We start from the raw sequence: 22,957 nt of genomic DNA, 5'->3' as shown, positions 1-22,957 counted from the left end.
ATCTTTACGTCCATACATAGCACAGGAAGGTATGAAAAACTTTGCGCTCATCGGTGCGGCGGGCTATATCGCCCCGCGCCATATGCAGGCGATCAAGGCCACCGGCAACGAACTGATTGCCGCGCTAGACGTCAATGACTCGGTCGGCATCATAGACAGCCACTTCCCCAACGCGGATTTCTTTACCGAGTTCGAACGCTTCGATCGACATATCGACAAGCTGCGCCGGGCCAAACACAGCAAACAAGTCGATTACATATCGATCTGCTCGCCCAACTACCTGCATGACTCCCACATGCGATTCGGCTTGCGCTCGGACGCCGATGTCATATGCGAAAAGCCCCTGGTCTTGAATCCGTGGAACATCGACGGCCTGCAGGACATCGAACGCGACACCGGCCATAAGGTCAACACCATTCTCCAATTGCGGGTCCATCCTTCCATCATCGCGCTGCGGAAGAAGGTGCGAAGCCAGAGCCAGGACACCAAGCACGAGGTAGATTTGTCCTACATCACCTCGCGCGGCCACTGGTACCTGCAGTCCTGGAAGGGCGACCTGAAGAAGTCCGGCGGGATCGCCACGAATATCGGCGTGCACTTCTTCGACATGCTGCATTTCATATTCGGCGACCTGCAAGACAATGTCGTGCATCTTTCCTCCGACACCAAGGCCGCCGGGTATCTGGAATACCAACATGCCCGCGTCCGTTGGTTTCTCTCCGTCGACATAGAGGATGTGCCGGGCAAGCAGAGGCACGCGGGGCAACGCACATTCCGGTCCATTACCGTGGACGGCGAGGAAATCGAATTTTCGGGCGGCTTCACCGATCTCCATACCCGCAGCTATGAAGAGATCCTGGCGGGCCGGGGCTATGGACTGGAAGAGAACCGCACGGCGATCAGCACGGTGGCGGCAATACGCAACGCCGAAATCGCTCCGCTTAACGGCGACTACCATCCGTTCTTGAAGAAATGAGCCACTACCAGCACCCCAGTGCCATCGTCGACGAGGGCGCGCAAATCGGCGAGGGCTCGCGCATATGGCACTTTGTGCATGTGTGCGCCGGCGCCCGCATCGGCAAGGCCGTGTCTCTGGGCCAGAATGTCTTCGTCGGCAACACGGTCGCGATAGGCGACAACTGCAAGGTGCAGAACAATGTTTCCATATACGACGACGTAACCCTGGAGGAAGGCGTGTTCTGCGGGCCCAGCATGGTGTTCACCAATGTCTACAACCCGCGCGCGCTGGTGGAACGCAAGCACGAATACCGCCCCACTCTGGTGAAGAAGGGTGCAAGCCTGGGGGCCAACTGCACCGTCGTCTGCGGTGTCGTAATCGGAGAATTCGCGTTCGTCGGCGCCGGCGCCGTCGTCAATAAAGACGTTGCGCCGTACGCCTTGATGGTGGGAGTGCCGGCACGACAGGTCGGCTGGATGAGCGAGTTCGGCACGCGCCTGCGATTGCCCCTGACCGGCAATGGCCGCGCCATATGCCCTGACACCAACGAACACTACATCCTGGAAAACGGATGTCTGCGCAAGGACACTGCCATATGATGGATTTTATCGATCTGAAAACGCAACAGGCGCGTATCAAAGACAAGATCGACGCGAGCATTCAACGCGTGCTCGCACACGGGCAATATATATTGGGGCCCGAAGTTTCGGAACTTGAAGAAAAGCTGGCCGGCTTCTGCGGCGCCAAATACTGCATTACTTGCGCCAACGGCACCGACGCCCTGCAAATCGCCCTGATGGCGCTGGGCATCGGCCCGGGAGATGAAGTCATCACACCCGCGTTCACCTATATCGCCACCGCCGAGGCGGCGGCAATATTGGGCGCCAAGCCGGTGTATGTGGACATCGACCCACGTACCTACAATCTCGACCCGGCGCTGCTGGAAGCGGCGATCACCCCCAAGACCAAGGCCATCATTCCCGTGTCCTTGTATGGGCAATGCGCCGATATGGACGCAATAAACACCATTGCCGCCAAATACGGCGTACCGGTAATAGAGGACGCAGCCCAGAGTTTTGGCGCAAGCTACAAGGGCAGTCGCTCATGCAATCTAAGCACCATCGCATGCACGAGCTTTTTCCCGAGCAAGCCCCTGGGCTGCTATGGAGACGGCGGCGCAATTTTCACCAATGACGAAAATCTGGCAAAAGCGTCTCGCCAGATTGCCCGCCACGGCCAGGAACGCCGCTACTACCATGTTCGCATAGGGGCAAACAGCCGCCTGGATACGCTGCAGGCAGCCATATTGCTCAACAAGCTGGCGATTTTCGAAGAGGAAATCCATCTGCGCCAAAAGGTCGGGGAAATGTATGGCCTTGCCCTCAAGGATGCGGGCATAGACACGACTCCTTATATCGAGCCCCACAATATAAGCGCATACGCCCAATATACGATTCGCCTGCAAGACCGCGACGAAGCCCAGAAAAGACTGAAAGAACTGGGCATTCCGACCGCAATCTATTATCCCCTGCCGCTGAACAAGCAGCCGGCCGTGGGCGACGATACGAAACGCCTCCCCGAAGGCGACAAAGCATCCGAGCAGGCGCTGAGCCTGCCCATGCATCCGTACCTCTCGGAACAGCAGATTCAGAGGATAGCAAACGCCCTGGGCCTGGGCATCCGCTAGAGATGGCCGTTCACAACCATAACAAACGAATCTTGATAATAGGGCTCGCAAGCTCGGTTTTCGTAAAAGATTTCATATCCCAATACGCGCATAGGGGCTATACCGTAGACTTGATATCGACAGGCAAGGCCGATCGGCTGGAAGCCGTTGACATCCAAATCAATATAGGGCCAGTCGCAAATAGCTTGTTCGGCAAAATCGGAAGGCACATAAAAATAATAAGAGACACCAAAAGTGCCATAAGCAAGCTGCCAGATGGATATGAAGCGGCGGTAATCCACGGCATCAACATCTTTCTTGCCCCAAGCATGAAGATGCTCAAGCAAAAAGCCCGGAGGGTCGTGGCGGTCGTATGGGGCAGCGACTATTACCGGTCGACTCGGGCCCAGGACATACTCAAAATAAAGATATATCGCAATGCCGACAGCATCGTGTTCACCAACCCCAAAACGCTAGAGGATTTCTCGAAAAAGAACCCTCATATACTGGCCGACAAGCTGCGGATTGCCAGGTTTGGCCTGCCTGTGCTGGACGAAATCGACAAATTGAAAGCCCATACATTCGGCAGAACCGATTTGCCATATGATTTCTTCGGCTTGCCCGACGACAAGATAATCGTTCTGGCGGGATATAGCGGCAGCCTCGCACACAGGCAAGACCTGATCATCGCGGCCCTGGCCGGACTGAAGCCGGCGATCAGGAACCTTATCCACCTCGTGTTTCCTGTCGGCTATGGGTCACCCGAGGTAAAAAAGGCCATAGAAGAAAAATTGACGCAGGCCCAGGCCGCCAACTATTCCATACTTACCGATTTCTATAGTTTCCAAGACGCGGCGAAGCTGCGATGCATTACGGACATCCTGATCAATATACAAAGCAGCGATCAATTCAGCGGCTCGATGCAGGAAACCCTCTATGCAGGAGGCTATGTCATAGCCGGGGCCTGGCTGCCCTACCAGGAAATCATCGACGCCGGAGCGAAGATCAAACTGGTAGAAAAGCCGGAAGGCATAGCCAGGGCACTGACGGAACTAATCGAGGCCCATTGCTGCAAAGAGACGAAGCCGACGGCAGGAGTCAAGCAATATATAAAGAATGCCTCTAGCTGGAACGTGACCATAAAGCAGTGGGATAGCGCAATCTTCGCCGATTCCACCAGCAGAGCGCCATGACGCCCAAGAAGATAGCGGCCTTCAGCCTGGGGCCCATACTGGGCGCAGCCCTGAGCTTTGTCGCGCTGCCCGCAACGACCTGGATATTCTCGACGGCCGACGTCGGCCGTATTTCGATGATGCAGGTGGCGGCAAACTTCTGCACGCTTCTGTACAGCCTGGGCCTGGACCAGGCTTATGTGCGCGAATACCACGAAACCAAGGACAAGCCCGTGCTATTGAAGACGGCAAGCGCTCCTGGTGCGGCGCTATTGCTCTTGTGCATAGCGGCGCTGTTCATTTACAAGCCGACCATCCTGTCCTCGGCCCTCTTTTCTATCGACAGCTCGACCATAGGAATATTAGCGGCCGTATTCTTGTCCGCAAGCTACATTTCGCGCTTTCTATCCCTGATCCTGCGCATGCAGGAAAGAGGCCTGGCCTATTCCGCGAGCCAAGTATTACCGAAGCTGGTTTTTCTGTTGATCATCCTCTCATACGTGCTGTTCCCCGTAGACCATGACTTCATGGCTCTCATAACGGCCCAGGTAGTTTCGACATTGACCATCATGGTCCTGTTTGCCTGGAACACCCGGAAAGAATGGCTGCCTGCACTGAACGCAACAATCGACAAGGAAAAACTGAGCTCGATGGCCCGCTTCGGCATGCCCTTGATATTGGGAAGCATCGCCTCTTGGGGCCTGGTCGCGGCAGACCGCCTTTTCTTGCGAGGGCTGTCCACATTCGAAGAGTTGGGCATCTATTCTGTTGCGGCCAGTATCGCCGCGGGCTTCAGCATCTTTTCGGGCATCTTCAGCACGATATGGGCTCCGACGGTCTATAAATGGTCGGCGGACGGAGCCGACTTGAAGAAAATAGAGTCGATCATCGAATACATGCTTGCGGCGATATTCTTCATATTCGTACTGGCGGGATCACTTTCCTGGCTGCTGGAATACCTGCTGCCGAGCAAATATTTTCAGGTCCAGTACCTGATTACCGCCTGCATGGTAAGCCCCCTGTTATATGCGCTTTCCGAGGTAACTGCCTCGGGTATCGGCATAGCCCGCAAGACGAGCTATTCCATGGCGGCCTCGCTCATAGCTGTACTCGTGAACGTGCTCGGCAACTATCTGCTGATTCCCCATTATGGCGCGGCGGGGGCGGCCATTTCGACAGCATTCGCGTTTTGGCTGTTCCTGATATGCAGGACGGAATTTTCATGCCTCGTATGGCAAGCGATACCGAGAGCCAAGCTGTACGGAATAAGCACCGCGATCCTGGCGCTGGTCATCTGCATGTCTCTTTTCCAGCATATCCAGCGATCGACATGGGCGGTCATATGGTTGTCGGCCGGCATCATCGGGGCGTTTTTCTTCAAGCAAGTACTGGCTACGGCCTACCGCCTGGCCTCGTCCTCCCTGTCGAATCTCATTAGATCGCCTGCGTAAACACGATAAACCGGGCAGCCCGCCACCCTCAGGCACGGCGCAAGCAATCAAAAGAGTTTCATGCTCTATTTATTCATTACCCTGATCATATTATTCCTGCTTCGAAGAAAGCTGGACACTCATGCACTCGCTGCTGCCGGGCTCGTAATATATTATTTCCCGATATATTTCGACGGGCTTGCCTACCTGGACCAATCGGCGTCCGCTTACGCATACGGCAAGACACCCGACCCCAATCTCGAAATATCCATACTGATCATATTCTTTGCGTTGTACTGCTCTTCGTTTGTCGGCAAGAAAAAGACTGTTCCCGCCACGGCAAAACGAATCTACAGCATAGACGAGCGTTCCCTATGCATGATTCTTTTCCCGATTACCGCGCTGGTTGCGATCATATTTATCCCGCAAACAGCGGGCATCGAGGGAAAGGCCAAGTATCTCGCACTGGGATTTGGCGGAGTGCTGATTCAATACTTCTTCAGCCTGACTATCCTGATATCGAGCCTCAGGGCCATCAAGGCCAAGACCAGGGCAAAAAAAGCCAAATACATCGTAGTTTCAGCGCTATTGATTTTCTATTCGGTTTTATTGCTGCGAACACGATCCATAGCCTTTTTCCCCGTAATATCGGCTTTTGTGTATGTCTACTACGGCAGAAGGCTAAGCCCCACCATAATGGGGCCTAAAAAGATCATATTCATCGCCTTCTGCATTGCCATACTGCTCGGAAAAGCCATAGCCAACTACCTCTATGACAGCACCACTTACAATTCGGTAATGGCCATGATGAGCAGTTCCCTGGAAAGTTTCAGCGTTTCCAGCATCTTGAACTATGTGTATGCCTCGCATTTCTATAAATTCTACCTATACCAAATCCCCCTGACACTGATTCCGGGCACGTCCGAACTCGGCCTCATAACGAACTATCACAACGACATAATAAAGGCGCATATTTTCCCGTACGCCGATTATGGAATGGGCGGCAATCCCATAGGGGAATTCTGGATCAATCTGCAGTATATGGGGGTTTTACTGTATGCCCTGATATTGGGCGCAAAATGCCATCTGCTGGATTTCCTGATCAAGCACACGACCGGCGCCTTGCGGATCTTTTTGATCTATATAGCGATTCTTACCTTGCTCTATGTCAACAGGAATGCCACGTTCACCGATATTTCTTTCATCAGGAATTATTGTGTCCTGTTCTTTGGCATATGCCTGGCCAGCGCTCTTATGAAGCGCAACTTCCTGATAGGAGTTCCTCGCGCATCATTGTCCGGGAAGCAGGCGATAAATCGGGAATGACATGGCTCGGCGGCGGGCATCGAGACCTGTGGTCTCAAGGCGGCAGGCTGAGGATCGGCTTGATCCTCAGCGCGAATCTGTAACCCCCGCGGCGCGACACCCACATCCAGGTATCTGTTCGAACCCAACCTAGCCTCATCAATGAAGAAACTGATTACCATCGTCGGAGCCCGGCCCCAGTTTGTTAAAGCGGCAGTCGTCTCCAGAGCCATTCGCGAGCACAAATCGGGGATACAAGAAATCATCGTGCATACGGGGCAGCATTACGACCCCAATATGTCGGATATATTTTTCCACGAACTGGACATACCCAAACCGCACTTTCACCTGGGAATAGGCGGAGGCAGCCATGGAAAAAACACCGGCCGTATGATCGAAAAAATCGAGGAAATCTTATTGCCCGAAAAGCCCGATTTCCTGTTGGTCTATGGCGACACCGACAGCACGCTGGCCGGCGCCATTGCAGCGTCAAAGATACAGGTGCCGATCGCGCATGTCGAGGCGGGGCTGCGTTCCTACAACAGGAAAATGCCCGAGGAAATAAATCGCGTGCTGACCGACCACCTTTCGAGCATCTTGCTCACGCCTACCGCGCATGCATCCCGGAACCTGCATAAAGAAGGGATAGATGACAGCAAAATCAGGATAGTCGGGGACACCATGTACGACGCAGTGCTGTATTACGGTGAGCATGCGAAAGCGCCCACGACGTCTGTGGACATGGACGTGTTCGAAAAAGACTACGCGCTGTGCACGATTCATAGGGCGGAAAACACCGATGACACCGCAAGACTGAGGGAAATCCTGCAAGGGCTGGCATCGTTACCCATTTCTATCATCTTGCCGATGCACCCCAGGACCCGAAACCGGATCGAAACCGCCGACATCCAGCTTGGAGGCAATATCCACGTGATAGAACCCGTGGGCTATCTGGAGATGATTTGGCTGCAAAAGAGAGCCTCCCTGATATTGACCGATTCCGGAGGGGTTCAGAAGGAGGCCTATTTTCATAAAACCCCATGCATCACATTGAGAGACGAGACTGAATGGGTCGAACTTGTGGATATAGGTGCAAACATGCTCGCGGGCGCCGATGCCGAAAAGATAGTTTCGAGCTTTGGGAAATTGAGCGGCTTTTCTTTCCCTGACGACCCGATCTATGGCAACGGAGATGCCGGAGAGCAAATTGTGGATGCCCTTCAGGCATATATGAACTCGGGCGACACTCATGCCCCCGGCAACTGAGTCGTCAGCACCCGGCGGCCACTTCCATGATTTTCATTTTCAAGGCACCCAAGCCAAGCACCGAACCCATACATGCACGTAGTCCTTATCAGCCATTGGTTTCCTCCGACAAACATCATCGGCGCCATACGCCCCTACCAGATTGCCAGGCACTTTGCGGACCAGGGAGATCGAGTTACCGTTATTTGCACGGGCGAATCCAATTTTGACCAGAATCTCGAATCCGACCTGTCGGGCATCGAAGTCCTGCGCTATTCGCTGCCATGGATAACAAAATATCTGGAGCCGTCCCGGGCCGCAAGATCTCCCTTCACCAAAGCCATGAAAGGCATCTTGCGGCTGGCGATCTATCCGGACCCTTTTTTCCTGGCCGCTCGGGAAATAAAAACCAAGGCGCGCGGCCTTGCATCGGCTCGCGACAGCCGGATTGATTTGATAATATCCAGCGCCTTGCCGTTTTCGACCCATGTGGCAGCCCGGCAAGTAGCGAAGAAGCTGTGCGTTCCCTGGATTGCCGACAACCGGGATCTTTGGGCGCTCAGCCCATACAGAAAGTCTCCCCGGCTGCTCAGATATCTGGACAGGGCTTTCGAAAGAAAGATATTGCGCGATGCCGACGCATGCACGGTAATCGGCGACATGATGAAGGAGGCGCTGGAAGGCCAGATTGGCCCGAACGCGTCAAAGCGGGTCTTTGTCATACGCAATGGCGCCGACAAATTGACCCCCACGAGCGCCGGCCAAGACCAAGCCCCCATGACGGGAAAACTGTTGTTCACCTACTCGGGCGGCCTTTATTCGGGCTATCGAGACCCTACCCCTGTCTTCGACGCCTTGGCGCACCTGGGCCTGAACTGCTCGATCGATTTTTACGGATCGGAACAAAATGTCGTAGCAGGCTATATAGACAAGTACCCCACCCTGGAGATCACAAGCCACGCCAGGGTAAGCCACGACGCGATTCAACAGATACAAGAAAGAAGCAACTTCCTGATATTGGCCCTGGGTTCTGGAAAATTCGAAAAAGGCGTTCTTACCGGAAAATTCTACGAATACATCGCCGCGAGAAAACCGATAATAGCCATTTGCGACGAAGACAGCGAGCTTGCCGGGCTCATTTCGAAATACGAACTGGGGATAGCGTCACGATCACCGAGCCGGATTTCCGAGTTCATCAAAGACTATATTTCGGGAAGGTGGACCTTGGGTGCGATCCCCGTCGAACTGACCAGAGAGCACCAGCTCTCCAGGCTTAGAGGCATGGCGATAGGCATAGTAGACAGCTTCGAACAGCATGCCGGCTAGCCCCGCCATGAATATATTGCATGTTATTTCGGCTCCCGCGGCGGGTGGGGCAGAGATATATATCAAAGACCTCGCGAAAGCGCAGCAAGCCATGGGGCACAAGGTCTTTATCGGGTTTTGCTGGCACGCCTCGGATTACGGACGCAGCCAGGAATTTGAAAGGCTCTTCTTGCAGGAACTCGATGGCGCGGGGGTTTCGTACTTTTTCATCGGACACAAGGCCAGGAGAATGCCTTGGCTGGGAATATGGAAGATCTGGCGCTTTGCGAAAAGTCGCAAGATCGACATCTACCATACCCACCTGATATTCGGTGTCGTGTTCGGCGCCTTATTGCGTATCCCACGGATATTCACCCAGCACAGCGTAAAAGTCCACGCCAACAAGCTCGTTTTTCCTGTTTTCGACAGGATTCTCGACCACTATGTGGGCATATCCAGAATCTGCTCCGACAACCTGAAAAACTACACGAACAAGGAAATAACCACGATTTTCAACGGCGTGGACCTTGAGAAATTCCGCCGGCAAGACAAGGGACTGCCTCGGGATGTCGTCCAGTGCATTTCTGTGGGCCGCATCGATCCTGCGAAAAACTACCTGCTGCTTTTGAAGGCAATCACCCTGCTGGGGGAAGACACTAGAAGCAGAATCTTATTCAGGATAGCGGGCGAAGGATACGGAACTCATATGGACGAGGTCTTCAACTATGCCCGCGACCAGAATCTGGAGGAATCCGTCCAGTTCCTGGGGAACCGGGGCGATATTCCAAAGCTGCTGGCCGAGTCGGATTTGTTCATCATGAGTTCCGCATGGGAAGGCCTGCCGATTTCATTGATCGAGGCTACTGCGTCCGGACTGCCTTGCATTGTGACCGACGTGGGGGGTTGCGCAGAACTGATTCGTCTTTGCCAAAACGGCATAGTCGTGGAAAGCCAGGACGCGACAGCCATGGCCCATGCAATCACCCGTCTGGTCTCGAACAGAGACCAACTCCTCGGCTACTCCGAAAACGCCCTGCGCAATGCGCATCTCTTTTCTATTGAAAATGCCGCACAGGCATATCTCTCTCTGTACCACCGGGCAATGGCAAGCTGATCATCCCGCCAAAAAACAGCGCCAGCTATCGCTCGCACGCATTTCGATATTTCATGACTTCAGGCTATTTCCCGCTAATCCGAGAATCCCTATCCGGCCAAGCCGGCTACCACCCACAAAGAATTTCCCCCCAAGCAAGGCGCGCTTCGTTCAAGAGAAGCCCAATGATTCAATTCGGGCCGGCAGATGGCAGCCGGTAGATTCCTCTTGATATCGAGCTTCGCCGACTCATTGACGAGATTCCGCGGAGCTTTAATCGATGATTTGCGCGGACAAGGCCTGGAGGTACACGTTGCCGCACCCGATATCGAAGAGGCCGGCCTCGTAAGGAAGCAACTGGAAGAGAAAGGCGTCGTGGTCCATTCCGTGGCGCTGCAACGCACCGGCCTGAATCCCGTACGCGACCTGAATACCTTGTACCTGCTCTGGCGCTTGATGCGGCGGATCCGGCCCGACTATACCCTGGGCTATACGATCAAGCCCGTCGTATATGGGCTGATTGCCGCATTCCTGGCTCGCATACCCAATCGCTACGCGTTGATTACTGGCCTGGGGTATACCTTCCAGGACGAAGACGAGCCTGGCCTGCCGAGCAGGCTGCTACGCCAGGGCATACGCGGCTTGTACAGCTTGGCGCTTGGTTTTGCCGACGGCATCTTCTTTCAAAATCCCGACGATGCGGCATTATTCAGGTCATATGGAATCTTGCGTTCTGGCAAGCGAGCCGTCGTCGTGAATGGTTCGGGCGTGGATATATCCGCATTCAGCCCCGCGCCGTTTCCCCCACGGCCGGTTTTTCTCCTTATTGCGCGGCTGCTGGGCGACAAAGGGGTACGGGAATATGTGCTGGCGGCAGGCGCCATCAGGAAGAAATTCCCGGGTATTACTTTCAATATCGTGGGCTGGATCGACGAAAACCCCAATGCAATCCGTCCCGCCGAACTGGAGCAGTGGATCGCTTCGGGATCGATCAACTATATCGGTCGGCTGCAGGATGTACGCCCGGCGATCGCAGCCTGCAGCGTCTACGTATTGCCATCTTACCGGGAAGGCACTCCCCGCACCGTACTCGAAGCCATGGCCATGGGCCGGCCCATCATCACGACCGATGCGCCCGGCTGCCGCGAGACAGTAGTGGATGGCGAGAATGGCTTTCTGGTTCCCCCAAAAGCAGTGGACGAATTGGCCGAAGCCATGACCAAGTTCATCGACGATCCGGGGCTTATTGAAACAATGGGCCGCCGCTCTCGCGAAATTGCCGAGAGCAAGTACGACGTGCACAAGGTAAATGCGGCCATGCTGGGCGAAATGGGCATCATGGACCGCGATGCCGGGCTGCAATGAAACGCATATTTGATGTAATCGTTTCAAGCATCGCACTGGTCCTGCTCAGTCCGATTCTGATGCTGGTAGCCGGTATTGCGTATTTCAAACTGGGCAAGCCCGTGCTGTTTCGCCAGATTCGCCCAGGGCGGAATGGGCGCCCTTTTCGGATGATCAAGTTTCGCACCATGCGCAACGCAGCAGATGCGCAAGGCCGCCCACTTCCGGACGCAGAAAGGCTGACCCCATTTGGCCGCCTCCTTCGCTCCACCAGCATGGATGAACTGCCCGAATTATGGAACGTCTTCAAAGGCGATATGAGCCTCGTGGGCCCACGTCCTCTGTTGATGGAATACCTTCCGCATTATGACGCGCGGCAAGCGCGCCGCCATCAAGTCCGGCCGGGGATCACCGGCTGGGCCCAGGTAAACGGCCGTAATGCAATCACCTGGGAAGAGAAATTCGAACTGGATGTCTGGTACGTAGACCACCACAGCCTCTGGCTCGATATCAAGATCATTTTCATGACCATCAAGAAAGTCCTGGTACGCGACGGCATCAATGCCGAAGGCGAAGCCACTACGACCAAATTCAGGGGCAACCGGCCATGAAGCGGCTTGCCATCGTCGGCGCCAGCGGGCATGGCCGTGTCGTGGCGGATGCCGCCGAATGCAGCGGCTGGGATCTGGTCGAATTCTACGACGATGCCTGGCCCGATATACAAGGCAACGGGCCCTGGCAGGTGCGGGGGAATACCGCAGCTTTGCTGTCGCGCCTGCCCGACTATGACGGAGTAGTCGTAGCCATCGGCAACAACCGCGTGCGTGCCAGCAAGCAGCGCAGCTTGCAGGCGGCGGGATCGGAAATGGTGACGATTGTTCACCCCGCTGCCATAGTCAGCCGCCACGCTACGCTAGGCGTCGGCTGCGTCCTGTTCGCCGGCGCCATAGTGAATATCGGCGCAAAAATCGGCGACGGCGTCATATTGAATACCGCCTGCACCATAGACCACGATTGTGCGCTGGGCGACTTCGTCCACGTCAGTCCCGGCGCACATCTGAGCGGATCGGTCACGGTCGGGCAAGAAAGCTGGATCGGTGCAGGGGCCTGCGTCCGCCATATGACCACGATCGGATCGCGAGTCACCGTGGGAGCCGGCGCAGCGGTGGTCGCCGACGTGCCTGACGACCTCACTGTCGCAGGCGTACCCGCGCGTCCACTGTCTTCGTGACCCGCCTTCCGCCGCGCGGAAGATATCTTTAGCCACAACACTGTTTTCAATCGAAGTCCATCATGCTCAATACCCCCTTCCCTACCTGGCCTTCCTTTACGACGGAAGAAGCCAACGCCGTGCGCGACGTCATCCTCTCGAACAAGGTCAACTACTGGACCGGACAAGAATGCCGCGAATTCGAAAAGGAATTTGCAGCGTGGGCCGGATGCGAGCACGCCGTGGCATTGGCCAATGGCACCCTGGCCCTGGACGCCGCACTGAAGGCGCTGGACATAGGGCCCGGCGATGAAGTGGTAGTAACGCCCCGCACCTTCATGGCCTCGGCCTCATGCATCGTCAATGCGGGGGCCGTGCCGGTGTTCGCCGAGATCGACCGCGACTCGCAAAACATCACCGCGGCGACGATAGAGGCAGTGCTGACGCCTCGCACCCGGGCGGTCATCTGCGTGCATTTGTCGGGCTGGCCCTGCGATATGGATCCGATCATGGAACTTGCGGCGCGGCATCGCCTGTTCGTCATCGAAGATTGCGCCCAGGCGCACGGGGCTCGCTACAAAGGGCGCCCGGTAGGCTCCATCGGACACATCGGGGCCTGGTCTTTCTGCCAGGACAAGATCATGAGCACCGGCGGCGAAGGCGGCATGGTAACGACGCGCGACCGCGGCCTGTGGCTCAAGATGTGGGCTGTCAAGGATCACGGAAAAAACTGGGAAGCCGTATACGAACGTCCCCACCCGCCCGGGTTCCGCTGGCTGCACGAAGGCTTCGGCAGCAACTGGCGCATGCTGGAAGCGCAGGCTGTCATAGGGCGTATTCAATTGCGACGCATGCCTCAATGGAAGGCCATACGGCAGCGCCATGCGCAGCGCATCTGGGATACCGCCCGCACGCTGTGCGGCCTGCGAGTGCCCGCCTTGCCTGCGGATATCGAGCACGCCGCATACAAATGCTATGCCTTCGTAGAGCCCGACGCGCTGGCGCCAGGCTGGAATCGCGATCGCATTGCCGCCGAGATCAATGCTCTGGGCGTGCCCTGCTATTCGGGCTCGTGCTCGGAGGTCTATCTGGAAAAAGCCTTCGAGGGCACGGGCTGGCGCCCGGCGCAACGCCTGCCGGTAGCCCGGGAGTTGGGCGAAACCTCGCTCATGTTCCTGGTGCATCCCACCCTGGACGAAGCGCACATAGAGCAGACTTGCGCGGCCCTGGAGCAAGTCATGTCGCAAGCAACTACCGCTGCCGCCCCCGCTTCCGCCTGAATAACGATATGCATGACACTGAGATCGCCGTCCCAAAATGCAGCGATATATTAATTATTCATTCAAACTTTTAAATCCACCGCATTGCCACAGATATTTATAGACACAATTAGTGAATATTCATGCTCCGCATAAGCACGGTTACGTAACATTCGAATGCTACCATTCGACGGCATTGCGCAAGATTCGATACTCCAAGAGCACAAATCAGTGAGAGAAATAAAGGAAGCCCTCGCGCATCGGCCTAGCCTGCGTCTATATTTGCTGAGCCTGTCGCGCCGCAAGAAGCGTGCGCTACAGGTGACTGCAGACGTGCTGCTGGTCTGGGTGACCTTGTGGCTGGCTTTTTTCCTGCGCCTGGACAATCTCGCTTTAATCGAACCGTTCAGCGGCCATGCCTGGCTGTTCGTGCTGGCTCCCGTGCTGACGATCCCCATGTTCGTACGCTTCGGACTGTACCGCGCGGTGCTGCGCTACGCCGGCCTGCAAGCCATCATGGCCATCGTGCGAGCCATGGCGGCGGCTTCGGTGCTGCTGGCCGTATTCATTTACCTGCATGGCCAGCCTCAGGCGCTGGTGCCGCGCTCCATTCCCGTGCTGTACTGGATGGTAGGCACCTTGCTCGTGGGCGGCTTGCGGCTGTCGATGCGGCATTATTTCAGCAACCTGCCGTTCGGCCTGCGGGCGCTGGTGTTCCCGGGCAGCACGCCCGACGCGGCCAAGGGCGACGAGCGCAAGCGCGTAGCGATCTACGGCGCCGGCGCGTCCGGCAATCAGTTGCTGATGGCGCTGCAAAGCAGCCGCGAGATGCGGGCAGTGGCCTTCATCGACGATGAGGCCAGCCTGGCCAACCGCTACGTGGGCGGGCTGAAGATCTATGCGCCCAACGACCTGCCTACGCTGCTGCTCGAAACCCGGGCGCAGGAAGTACTGCTGGCGATCCCGTCGGCGACGCGGCTGCGTCGCAATGAAATCGTCGAGCAGTTTCGGGCTCTGTCGCTGCCCGTACGCACGATCCCCGGCATTGCCGACCTGGCCACCGGCAAGGTGACGGTCAAGAATGTGCGCGATATCAGTATCGACGATCTGCTGGGCCGCGATGTGGTGCAGCCCGATGGCGACCTGCTGGGCAAGTGCATACGCGGCCAGGTCGTGATGGTGACCGGAGCGGGCGGCTCCATAGGCTCGGAATTGTGCCGGCAGATCATGCATAACGGGGCGCGCACGCTGATTCTGTTCGAGCATGCCGAATTCAACCTGTACACCATCGAAGCCGAATTGAAAGCCTTGGCGCGCACCCTGGCCGTAGCGCCGCAAGTAGTGCCCATACTGGGTTCGGTGCGCAGCACCACCCTGCTGTATGCCGTGATGTCCAGTTGGAAAGTGGACACCATCTACCACGCCGCCGCCTACAAGCACGTGCCCATGGTAGAGCAAAACATCGCCGAGGGACTGCGCAACAATCTCTACGGCACCCTCAAGGCGGCCCAGGCCGCGCTGCGCGCCGGCGTGCGCAACTTCGTGCTTATCTCCACCGACAAGGCGGTGCGGCCCACCAACGTCATGGGAGGCACCAAGCGCCTGGCCGAGCTGGTGCTGCAGGCATTGGCGGCCGAACAAGCGCCGGTGCTGTACCGCGACACCTTGCCGCAGCCTGCGCAAAACCGCACGCGCTTTACCATGGTGCGCTTCGGCAATGTCTTGGGGTCTTCGGGCTCGGTGATCCCGCTGTTCTACGAGCAGATCCGCAAAGGCGGGCCGATTACGGTCACACACCCCGAAATCACGCGCTATTTCATGACCATACCGGAGGCCGCGCAATTGGTGATCCAGGCCGGCTCGATGGGCCTGGGCGGCGACGTATTCGTGCTGGACATGGGCGAGCCGGTGAAAATCGCCCAGTTGGCCCAGAAAATGATCTTTCTCTCGGGCCTGTCGCTGCGCAGCAAGACCACACCCGCCGGCGACATCGCCATCACCTATACGGGCTTGCGGCCGGGCGAAAAACTGTACGAAGAATTGCTGATCGGCGACAACGTCGAACCTACCCAGCACTGCATGATCATGCGCGCCAACGAGCGCTCTATCGGTTGGGAAGAACTGAAAGCAATACTGGACGAGCTGTATGCCGCCATGGGCCGCCACGACTACGAACGTATCCGGGAACTCTTCCTGCAAGCTGTGGACGGCTACACTCCGGACGAAAAAATCGTCGACTGGACCCGGCGCCGGCTAGCCCCGGGCAAAGTCGCCGCCCGCCTCATCGTGCCGCCTGCCGCGGCGGAACGGAACGCGTCCTAAGGGCTGCCGGAGCCCAGGCACAAAAACGGGACGCCCCCGGCCCCCTATCCTGCCAGCGCCGGATTGAAGCGCGCCAAGAAGGACCGAGTCGCGGCCTCGTGCGGGCTTTCTATCACTTGAGCAGGCGGCCCGCTTTCCACCACTACGCCGTCGCGCATGAATATCACCTGGTCGGCCACTTCGCGGGCAAAGGCGATTTCGTGGGTGACCAGCATCATGGTCATGCCTTCGTCGGCCAGGGCTTTCATGACGTTGAGCACTTCGCCCACCAGTTCGGGATCGAGCGCCGAAGTGGCTTCGTCGAACAGCATGACTTGGGGCTGCATGGCCAGGGCTCGTGCAATAGCCACGCGCTGCTTCTGGCCGCCGGATAATTTATTGGGGTACTGTTCGGCGTGCGCCGCCAGGCCGACACGAGCCAGGAGTTCCAGCGCTTTTTCACGCGCCTGAGGCTTGGGCTGGCGCCGTACCGTGACCAGGCCTTCCATCACGTTTTGCACCGCGGTCATGTGCGGAAACAGGTTGAAGTGCTGGAACACCATGCCGGTGTTGGCGCGGTACTCGGCCAGTTTGCGGTCGCCCGGCAAGCAGGCCGCGGTGCCGTCGAAGGTGACGGCGTGATCGCCCACGCGGATATGGCCGCCATCGGGAATGGTAAGCAGATTCAGGCACCGCAGCAGCGTGGACTTGCCCGAGCCCGAGGGACCTATCATGGCCACCACGCTGCCCTTTTCCACCGTAAGGGAAATGTCCTTCAGGACAACGTTCGAGCCGAACTGCTTGCGCAGGTTGCGCACCTCGATCATGGTTGCTGCGCTTGGAGTGTTCATACCTTGCCTCTGGTGGCGCCCGTAGCTAGCGGCGCGGCCATGGTCCGCGCGTCTGCCTTGCCTGCCTTGCCTGCCTTGCCTGCCTTGCCTGCCTTGCCTGCAGCATAGTCCGGGCTCTTCATACTTTGCATGCCTTTGCCGTCTTTCAGTCGCCGCGGCCGCGTCAACCCGCGTCCTGCCGCGCCAGCTTGTCTTCCAGGCGCTTGGAGAACAGGGTCGCCGGAAACAGCACGATGAAGTAGCAGATGGCGACGATGGTATAGCATTCCAGCGGGCGGTACAGGTCGTGCGCCGCAGTCTGGCCCTGATACAGCAGATCGGGAATGGCCAGCACCGACAACAGCGAGGTATTTTTCAACTGCATGATGGACTGGCTCATCAAAGGCGGGATCATGCGCTTGAAGGCCTGCGGCAGTACTACGCGCCGCATGATCTGGCGGCGGGTCATGCCTATGGCCATGCCGGCCTCGGACTGGCCGATATCGATCGACATCACGCCGGCGCGGAAAATCTCGGCATAGAAGGCGCCGCCATATAGCGACAGCGCCAGCACCGAGGCCACGGCCGGCGAGATCTGGATGCCGGTGAGTATGGGCAGCGCGTAATAGAACCAGATCAGTTGCACCAGCACCGGCGTGCAGCGGAACACCTCTACATAGGCGCGCATCGGCCCCGAAATCAACACACTGCGCGACAAGCGGCCCAGGCCCGCGGCCAGCCCCACTACCAGCCCGAGCACTACGCAGGCCACGGTGAATGCCAGGGTGTAGAACAGGCCGCTGAGCAGCAGGTAGCGATAGTCCCACAGCGCCCCGAAATTCCAGTGATACACACACCCTCCTGTCGGCCGCCGCGCCGTCGGGCGCGGCAGGCCTGTCTGTTGTTCTCGCGCTGGCGCGTAAATCCGTTGATTTTACCGGTTTGTAGCGCCCTGACGCCCGCCGCAGGCCGCGCCGCGTCTCGGTAATTGCCCGCAGACGCAGCATCGGCGGGATCAGGCGGCCCTCGCCAAGGGGATGCGGCCGTGCGGCGGCCGGCGGCCAAGCGGGCCGGACTACAATGCGATGCATCGCAATTGCACGGCGCACGAGCCGCACATCACGAACAGCAACAGGCAAGGCACGGAGCGCGGGGCCGCCCCTGCCTTCTTTCCGGGGATCCCATGCAAGTCATCATCGTCGGAGGCGGCATCATCGGTGTCTGCACCGCCTATCATCTGCGCCGGCACGGCGCGGAAGTCACCGTCATCGACCGCGAGCCGGACGTGGCCCGCGCCACCAGCCTCGGCAACGCCGGGGTGATCGCCCCCGGCTATGTAACGCCCTGGGCCGCGCCGGGCATGCCGACCAAGATCCTGAAGTACCTGTTCCGCAGCGAATCGCCGGTAATCTATCGGCCTGTGGCGGACACGCGCCAATGGCGCTGGGTGTCGCGCTGGCTGCGCGAATGCGAGCTGCCGCGCTACCGCGTCAACAAAGAACGCATGCAGCGCATTGCCTACTACAGCAAGGCGTGCCTGACGGAGTTCCGCAGCGAACACGCCTTCGAATATTGGCGCAGCCAGGGCTACCTGCAATTGTTCCGCACGGCATTCGACGAAGAAATGGCGCGGCCGGCCATGCAGATCCTGGCCGAGGCAGGCATCACGCATCGGCTGCTGGATGCCGAGGGGTGCGCGGAAATCGAGCCCGCCCTGAAAGGGGCTGCGCTGCGTCCCGCTTCGGGCCTGTATCTGCCGGACGATGAATCGGGCGACTGCGCAGTGTTCGCACAGCAGTTGCGCACGGTATGCGAAGAAAACGGCGTGCGCTTCCGCTTCAATACCCGGGTACGGTCGCTGGCGGGTTCGCGTTCGGGGGTGGAAGGCGTGCGCATCAGCGATGCGGCGCTGCCCTCCACCGAGCTCCTGAAGGCCGATACGATCATCGTGGCCGCAGGCATCGAAAGCCGCGACCTGCTGGCGCCGCTGGGCGTGGATGTGCCGATATATCCGGTAAAGGGCTACTCGGCGACCATCGCCGTCACCGACCCGGACAAAGCGCTGCGAGGCGCCGTCATGGACGAGGCGCTCAAGACCAGCATCACCCGCATGGGCCCGAACATCCGCGTGGCCGGCACCGCCGAGCTCGGCGACAGCGCGCTGACTATCCGCGACAAGGCCACCCGCACCCTGATGAAGGTGCTGCAAGACTGGTTCCCGGGTGCAGTACAGCCCGAAACGGCACGCTATTGGGTGGGGTTGCGCCCCATGACGCCGGACGGCCCGCCCCTGATGGGCGCAACGCCGGTGCCGGGGCTGTACATCAACCTCGGGCACGGCTCGACGGGTTGGGCCATGTCCATGGGTTCGGGGCGTGTGGTGGCCGACCTGGCGACGGGACAGCAGCCCGAGATCGATCTGTCGGGGCTGACGCTCGAACGCTATGCCGGATAAAGAGCGGGACGCGCCGGAACCCTTGCGGGCTGAACCCTCCGAGGCCGGCCCCGCAGCCCACGAGCCAGCAGGCATGCCCATCGAACGCGCCGCCTCGGCTGCCGGCTCGCGTAATGCGCCGCTGGGCATCCTGATGCTGGACACGCGTTTTCCGCGGCCGCCGGGGGATATCGGCAATCCGGCCACGTTTTCTTATCCGGTAATCTTCAAGAGCATCGCACAGGCCTCGACCGAGCGCGTGGTGCGCGACAGGGCCCGCGGTCTCGTGGAAGCCTTCCGGCAAGGCGCCCGCGAGCTGCAGGCGCAAGGCTGCGCAGCCATCGTTTCCAGTTGCGGCTTCCTGGCGCTGCACCAGCGCAGCATTGCCGATGCGGTATCGATCCCCGTCGCCACTTCGGCGCTGCTATGGGTGCCGATGCTGCAGGCCATGCTGCCCACGGGGCGCAAGGCGGGCGTGGTGACCGCGACGAAGCGCTCGCTGTCGCCCGAGCATCTGGCCGGCGCAGGCGCCGCGGCCGATACGCCGATCGCCGGCGTATGCGAAGACGGCGAATTCGCCCGGGTCATCCTGGGCGACTTGCCGGCGGGCGACTTCGTACAGATCGGTAAGGAGATCGTTCAGGCCGCGCAGCAACTGCTGCGGGAATATCCGGCCGTCGGCGCACTGGTGCTGGAATGCACCAATATGCGTCCCTATGCCGCGGAAATCCGCCGACGCTGCAAACTGCCGGTATTCGATCTGGTGGATCTCGCCGATTTGTGGATGCGGCGGGCGATCGAGCCCGCGGGCTGACACGCCGCCCGGCTCGAGCCGGGCGCCGGCCCTACAGCGTGACCGCTTTCGGAAAATCGCTGGCCTTGATGCCTACCAGGCTTTCCATGTTCTGCAGGATCACCTTGCGGGTCTCGCCGCTTTCGTGCATTTTGGTGAGCCAGCCGTCCAGGTAATGCAAAAAGGCGGTGTCGGGCTCTTTCTGGACACCCACGCACACAGGCGCACCTTCGACGGGAGTCGGGATCACCAGGTGTCCCAAGCCCGGCGCACGGGCCAGCACGGTCACAGACAGCAGCGCCACCAGCACCTGGGCATCGACCCGCCCGGTCTGCAGCGCCATCGTGGCGTCTCCCGATGTATCGAAGCGCTTGATTGTGGCTTGCTTCAGGGTCTGAGTGGCGAAGGTGTCCTGGTTGGAACCCACGTCTACCGACACCGTGACCTTGGGGTTGTCGATCTCGGCCCAGGTCTTGGGGTCGAAACCCTTGCGGGCCACGATAGTAAAAGTGTTGTGAAACAGCGGCGCGGAAAAGCCCACCATTTTCTTGCGCTGCTCGGTGGGCGCCATGCCGAACATGCAATCGATCTTGTTGGCCTGCAGATCCAGCACGGCATTGCCCCAAGTGGTTTCCACCAACTGCAGTTGCACGCCCAGCGACTGCGCGAGCTGCTGGCCGAACGCAGGCCCGAAGCCCAGCCACTTGCCGGTGGCCACCGATTTCTGGAAATACGGCGCTGCGCCAGCGATCACACCCGTACGCAGGGTCTTGGTGCGCTTGATGCGCGCCATGGTGGATTCGGAACCCTGCGCCAGCGACGCCGCGGCGGGCAATATGGCGCCCAGACCTGCCACCCCCAGACCCGCCACAAACTGCCTACGTGATGCCATTTCGATCGCCTCCTGTGCCGTTTTATGCCGCCGGGCCGCGAGCCGCGGACGGAATGCAGATTATATGCCTGGCCCGGCGCATGTTTCCTCTGCACAACACTCTCGCGCCATCCGAAAGGCCGAAAGCGCCTTGCGCGAGGCTTTTCGCATGATTTCGCCAACTTGTTTCGCTGCTGTAATCAGTGAATGTAAGGAAATATGTAGTCAACGTGGCCAAAACGCCACTCGTGTAGCGAATTGAAGCTCTTTCCGAAATCAGCCCACACCTGGCGAGCACAATTTGCTTGACAATAGGGGTACCGAATCAAACACAGCAGGTGCTGATATGAAACGACTGATACTGACGGGTGTGGCCGCTCTGGCCCTGGCCGGTTCAAGTGCAGCCATGGCCCACGTAAGCGTGGGGGTCTCCATCGGGATTCCGGGCGTCGTCATAGGCGCCCCGGTATATGCGCCGCCCCCGGTCTATGTAGCGCCTCCGCCTCCGCCGGTGGTATACGCCCCGGCCCCGGTGGTCGTGCCCGCGCCGGTCATCGTGGCGCCGCGCCCCTACCCCTACTACAGGCCGGTGGTGGAATACCGCGGCTACCGCGGGTATCATGGCCATCATTACCACCGCGGCTGGCACCGCTAAGCAGGCATAGCGGGCGCATCGCCGACGCGACATCGCTTACCCCCGGCCAACGCGGCCGGGCGTTGTAGCACCGGAGGGGCCGCAAGCCTTCTCTACCTGCATATGGCCCCGCTGGCGAGCGGGGCCTTTTTTCGTCCTGGCCGGCCGGGCCTGGCCGGCTATCAGGTCCAATCGTTGGAATCGTCGCCCACGCTGTCCCAAGCGTCGCCGCCCGAGTCGGCGCCCCAGTCATCGGCGCCCGCGGATGCATCGGATGCCGTGTCCCAGGAGCCAGGGTCTTGCAGGCCGAAGTCGTCGCCACCCATGTCATAGGCGGGAGCCGAGGGGCCGGTCGTGCTGCCTGCGACAGGCGTTGGGGCAATGGCGCCGGCAGCGATCGCCCCCTGATGATTGCCCAGGGCACGATCGATCAGCGCCTCGCCAGCGGCAAAACCTGCGCCCATGGCTGCCCCGGTAGCCAGGCCGCCCAGGATGCCGGAACCCATTCCGCCGGAGGCTCCAGGCATGCCCTGGCCATAGCCAGCGCCATAAACACCCTGCCCCGGCCTCGGCCCCATGGGGCCTCCCGGCCCGACGGGGCCTGAGGCCGGCCCGCCTGCCGTCATGCCCGGATCGCCCGGGCCCCAGGCGCGCCGCCGCAGCGAGGAGCGCACGCCCACCCAGACGGCAATCAGGGCCAGCACACCGAGCAGCCACATCCAGGTGGGCGAGGCGCTACGCGCACGCGTGCTTGCGGTCGCCGCCAGGCGGCTCTCCAGTGAACGGACTGCCTCGGGCTTGGCAAAGGACAGGCCGGCGTTCAGGCCGCGCGCCCTGCCCAGCTCGGCGCGCGCGGAGGCCAGGTCGCCATGGCCGGCAAGCAATTCCGCTTCGACGAAGTGCGCCTTGGCGCTGTTCGGGTGGTCGCGCAGCACCTGGCGCATCATGGATTGCGCCTGCTCGTAATGCCCGCTGTGCGCGGCCTGGTATACCTGGTCGACCGTAGGGTCGCCGGCAGCCCGAGCCATCATGCCCAGGCTAAGACTCAACGCCGCCAACAGGACGCGAGCCAGGTTTTTTGCTGTCATAGGGTAGCTCCTAGCTATG

Annotated in this window: 21 protein-coding genes; 17 read left to right on the top strand and 4 right to left on the bottom strand. The window is 59.1% G+C overall.

The genetic code is table 11. The annotated features are described in order from the left end of the window. Nucleotides 1–31 precede the first annotated feature (31 nt). From KVP10_RS09310 to KVP10_RS09245, 14 genes are all read left to right on the top strand, one after another. Nucleotides 32–976: a Gfo/Idh/MocA family oxidoreductase gene (locus KVP10_RS09310; protein ID WP_217964274.1), complete on the top strand. Its 945-nt coding sequence runs from the start codon at nt 32–34 to the stop codon at nt 974–976. Continuing rightward, a complete protein-coding gene (locus KVP10_RS09305; RefSeq protein ID WP_217964273.1) occupies nt 973–1,557 on the top strand; it encodes an acyltransferase in 585 nt (194 codons plus the stop codon). Before KVP10_RS09310 ends, KVP10_RS09305 begins: the two co-directional genes overlap by 4 nt. Beyond that, complete coding sequence (locus KVP10_RS09300; RefSeq protein ID WP_217964272.1) at nt 1,554–2,645, top strand: DegT/DnrJ/EryC1/StrS family aminotransferase; 1,092 nt, start codon at nt 1,554–1,556, stop codon at nt 2,643–2,645. Before KVP10_RS09305 ends, KVP10_RS09300 begins: the two co-directional genes overlap by 4 nt. A 2-nt stretch (nt 2,646–2,647) precedes the next feature. Continuing rightward, a complete protein-coding gene (locus KVP10_RS09295) occupies nt 2,648–3,817 on the top strand; it encodes a glycosyltransferase (protein ID WP_217964271.1) in 1,170 nt (389 codons plus the stop codon). Then, nucleotides 3,814–5,247, top strand: a complete 1,434-nt coding sequence (locus tag KVP10_RS09290) for a lipopolysaccharide biosynthesis protein (protein ID WP_217964270.1) — start codon at nt 3,814–3,816, stop codon at nt 5,245–5,247. Before KVP10_RS09295 ends, KVP10_RS09290 begins: the two co-directional genes overlap by 4 nt. 60 nt (nt 5,248–5,307) lie before the next feature. Then, complete coding sequence (locus tag KVP10_RS09285) at nt 5,308–6,552, top strand: hypothetical protein (RefSeq protein WP_217964269.1); 1,245 nt, start codon at nt 5,308–5,310, stop codon at nt 6,550–6,552. A 141-nt stretch (nt 6,553–6,693) separates the two neighbouring features. Next, nucleotides 6,694–7,797 (top strand): non-hydrolyzing UDP-N-acetylglucosamine 2-epimerase, encoded by a 1,104-nt coding sequence (gene wecB, locus KVP10_RS09280; protein WP_217964268.1) that lies wholly within the window; start codon nt 6,694–6,696, stop codon nt 7,795–7,797. Between the two features lie 72 nt (nt 7,798–7,869). After that, on the top strand, nt 7,870–9,102 hold the full coding sequence (locus KVP10_RS09275) for a glycosyltransferase family 4 protein (protein WP_217964267.1): 1,233 nt from the start codon (nt 7,870–7,872) through the stop codon (nt 9,100–9,102). A 7-nt stretch (nt 9,103–9,109) separates the two neighbouring features. After that, a complete protein-coding gene (locus tag KVP10_RS09270; RefSeq protein WP_217964266.1) occupies nt 9,110–10,195 on the top strand; it encodes a glycosyltransferase family 4 protein in 1,086 nt (361 codons plus the stop codon). A gap of 186 nt (nt 10,196–10,381) precedes the next feature. Further along, nucleotides 10,382–11,539 carry a glycosyltransferase family 4 protein gene (locus KVP10_RS09265; protein WP_217964265.1) on the top strand — a complete coding sequence of 386 codons (1,158 nt, stop codon included), beginning with the start codon at nt 10,382–10,384 and terminating at the stop codon, nt 11,537–11,539. Beyond that, nucleotides 11,536–12,129 (top strand): sugar transferase, encoded by a 594-nt coding sequence (locus tag KVP10_RS09260; protein ID WP_217964264.1) that lies wholly within the window; start codon nt 11,536–11,538, stop codon nt 12,127–12,129. The genes KVP10_RS09265 and KVP10_RS09260 overlap by 4 nt, the downstream gene beginning before the upstream one ends. Continuing rightward, complete coding sequence (locus KVP10_RS09255) at nt 12,126–12,749, top strand: acetyltransferase (RefSeq protein WP_217964263.1); 624 nt, start codon at nt 12,126–12,128, stop codon at nt 12,747–12,749. Before KVP10_RS09260 ends, KVP10_RS09255 begins: the two co-directional genes overlap by 4 nt. 62 nt (nt 12,750–12,811) lie before the next feature. Further along, the gene (locus KVP10_RS09250; protein ID WP_217964262.1) at nt 12,812–14,008 is read left to right on the top strand and encodes a DegT/DnrJ/EryC1/StrS family aminotransferase; all 1,197 of its coding nucleotides are present in this window, start codon (nt 12,812–12,814) and stop codon (nt 14,006–14,008) included. Nucleotides 14,009–14,218: 210 nt separating this feature from the next. Further along, complete coding sequence (locus tag KVP10_RS09245) at nt 14,219–16,309, top strand: polysaccharide biosynthesis protein (protein ID WP_343218712.1); 2,091 nt, start codon at nt 14,219–14,221, stop codon at nt 16,307–16,309. A 44-nt stretch (nt 16,310–16,353) separates the two neighbouring features. Here KVP10_RS09245 and KVP10_RS09240 read toward each other — a convergent pair whose 3' ends face one another. Together KVP10_RS09240 and KVP10_RS09235 are read right to left on the bottom strand one after the other, a co-directional pair. After that, nucleotides 16,354–17,139, bottom strand: a complete 786-nt coding sequence (locus tag KVP10_RS09240; protein ID WP_281421968.1) for an amino acid ABC transporter ATP-binding protein — start codon at nt 17,137–17,139, stop codon at nt 16,354–16,356. A gap of 163 nt (nt 17,140–17,302) precedes the next feature. Continuing rightward, nucleotides 17,303–17,971, bottom strand: coding sequence for an amino acid ABC transporter permease (locus KVP10_RS09235; protein WP_217964260.1), 669 nt, complete (start codon nt 17,969–17,971; stop codon nt 17,303–17,305). 330 nt (nt 17,972–18,301) lie between these two features. On the opposite strand from KVP10_RS09235, the gene KVP10_RS09230 reads away from it, so the two are divergent. Next, nucleotides 18,302–19,573: a D-amino acid dehydrogenase gene (locus tag KVP10_RS09230; protein WP_246600502.1), complete on the top strand. Its 1,272-nt coding sequence runs from the start codon at nt 18,302–18,304 to the stop codon at nt 19,571–19,573. A gap of 73 nt (nt 19,574–19,646) precedes the next feature. Further along, nucleotides 19,647–20,366 (top strand): aspartate/glutamate racemase family protein, encoded by a 720-nt coding sequence (locus KVP10_RS09225; protein WP_217964258.1) that lies wholly within the window; start codon nt 19,647–19,649, stop codon nt 20,364–20,366. Between the two features lie 31 nt (nt 20,367–20,397). Here the strand turns inward: KVP10_RS09225 and KVP10_RS09220 are convergent, their stop codons facing one another. Next, nucleotides 20,398–21,237: a transporter substrate-binding domain-containing protein gene (locus KVP10_RS09220; RefSeq protein ID WP_217964257.1), complete on the bottom strand. Its 840-nt coding sequence runs from the start codon at nt 21,235–21,237 to the stop codon at nt 20,398–20,400. 325 nt (nt 21,238–21,562) lie between these two features. On the opposite strand from KVP10_RS09220, the gene KVP10_RS09215 reads away from it, so the two are divergent. Beyond that, nucleotides 21,563–21,871, top strand: a complete 309-nt coding sequence (locus tag KVP10_RS09215; protein WP_217964256.1) for a hypothetical protein — start codon at nt 21,563–21,565, stop codon at nt 21,869–21,871. Between the two features lie 161 nt (nt 21,872–22,032). Here KVP10_RS09215 and KVP10_RS09210 read toward each other — a convergent pair whose 3' ends face one another. After that, on the bottom strand, nt 22,033–22,938 hold the full coding sequence (locus KVP10_RS09210; RefSeq protein WP_217964255.1) for a tetratricopeptide repeat protein: 906 nt from the start codon (nt 22,936–22,938) through the stop codon (nt 22,033–22,035). Nucleotides 22,939–22,957: the final 19 nt, after the last annotated feature.

Origin of the sequence: Candidimonas humi, from assembly GCF_019166065.1 — a bacterium.
Taxonomy (GTDB): Bacteria; Pseudomonadota; Gammaproteobacteria; order Burkholderiales; family Burkholderiaceae_B; genus Candidimonas; species Candidimonas humi.
The sequence above is the reverse complement of the archived record's forward strand: the minus strand, read 5'-3'. Positions and strand labels throughout refer to the sequence as shown.

Coding starts and splice junctions, on each gene's coding strand:
- KVP10_RS09310 (WP_217964274.1), top strand. CDS start 32: ATGAAAAACTTTGCGCTCATCGGTGCGGCGGGCTATATCGCCCCGCGC.
- KVP10_RS09305 (WP_217964273.1), top strand. CDS start 973: ATGAGCCACTACCAGCACCCCAGTGCCATCGTCGACGAGGGCGCGCAA.
- KVP10_RS09300 (WP_217964272.1), top strand. CDS start 1,554: ATGATGGATTTTATCGATCTGAAAACGCAACAGGCGCGTATCAAAGAC.
- KVP10_RS09295 (WP_217964271.1), top strand. CDS start 2,648: ATGGCCGTTCACAACCATAACAAACGAATCTTGATAATAGGGCTCGCA.
- KVP10_RS09290 (WP_217964270.1), top strand. CDS start 3,814: ATGACGCCCAAGAAGATAGCGGCCTTCAGCCTGGGGCCCATACTGGGC.
- KVP10_RS09285 (WP_217964269.1), top strand. CDS start 5,308: ATGCTCTATTTATTCATTACCCTGATCATATTATTCCTGCTTCGAAGA.
- wecB (WP_217964268.1), top strand. CDS start 6,694: ATGAAGAAACTGATTACCATCGTCGGAGCCCGGCCCCAGTTTGTTAAA.
- KVP10_RS09275 (WP_217964267.1), top strand. CDS start 7,870: ATGCACGTAGTCCTTATCAGCCATTGGTTTCCTCCGACAAACATCATC.
- KVP10_RS09270 (WP_217964266.1), top strand. CDS start 9,110: ATGAATATATTGCATGTTATTTCGGCTCCCGCGGCGGGTGGGGCAGAG.
- KVP10_RS09265 (WP_217964265.1), top strand. CDS start 10,382: ATGGCAGCCGGTAGATTCCTCTTGATATCGAGCTTCGCCGACTCATTG.
- KVP10_RS09260 (WP_217964264.1), top strand. CDS start 11,536: ATGAAACGCATATTTGATGTAATCGTTTCAAGCATCGCACTGGTCCTG.
- KVP10_RS09255 (WP_217964263.1), top strand. CDS start 12,126: ATGAAGCGGCTTGCCATCGTCGGCGCCAGCGGGCATGGCCGTGTCGTG.
- KVP10_RS09250 (WP_217964262.1), top strand. CDS start 12,812: ATGCTCAATACCCCCTTCCCTACCTGGCCTTCCTTTACGACGGAAGAA.
- KVP10_RS09240 (WP_281421968.1), bottom strand. CDS start 17,139: ATGAACACTCCAAGCGCAGCAACCATGATCGAGGTGCGCAACCTGCGC.
- KVP10_RS09230 (WP_246600502.1), top strand. CDS start 18,302: ATGCAAGTCATCATCGTCGGAGGCGGCATCATCGGTGTCTGCACCGCC.
- KVP10_RS09225 (WP_217964258.1), top strand. CDS start 19,647: ATGCCCATCGAACGCGCCGCCTCGGCTGCCGGCTCGCGTAATGCGCCG.
- KVP10_RS09220 (WP_217964257.1), bottom strand. CDS start 21,237: ATGGCATCACGTAGGCAGTTTGTGGCGGGTCTGGGGGTGGCAGGTCTG.
- KVP10_RS09215 (WP_217964256.1), top strand. CDS start 21,563: ATGAAACGACTGATACTGACGGGTGTGGCCGCTCTGGCCCTGGCCGGT.
- KVP10_RS09210 (WP_217964255.1), bottom strand. CDS start 22,938: ATGACAGCAAAAAACCTGGCTCGCGTCCTGTTGGCGGCGTTGAGTCTT.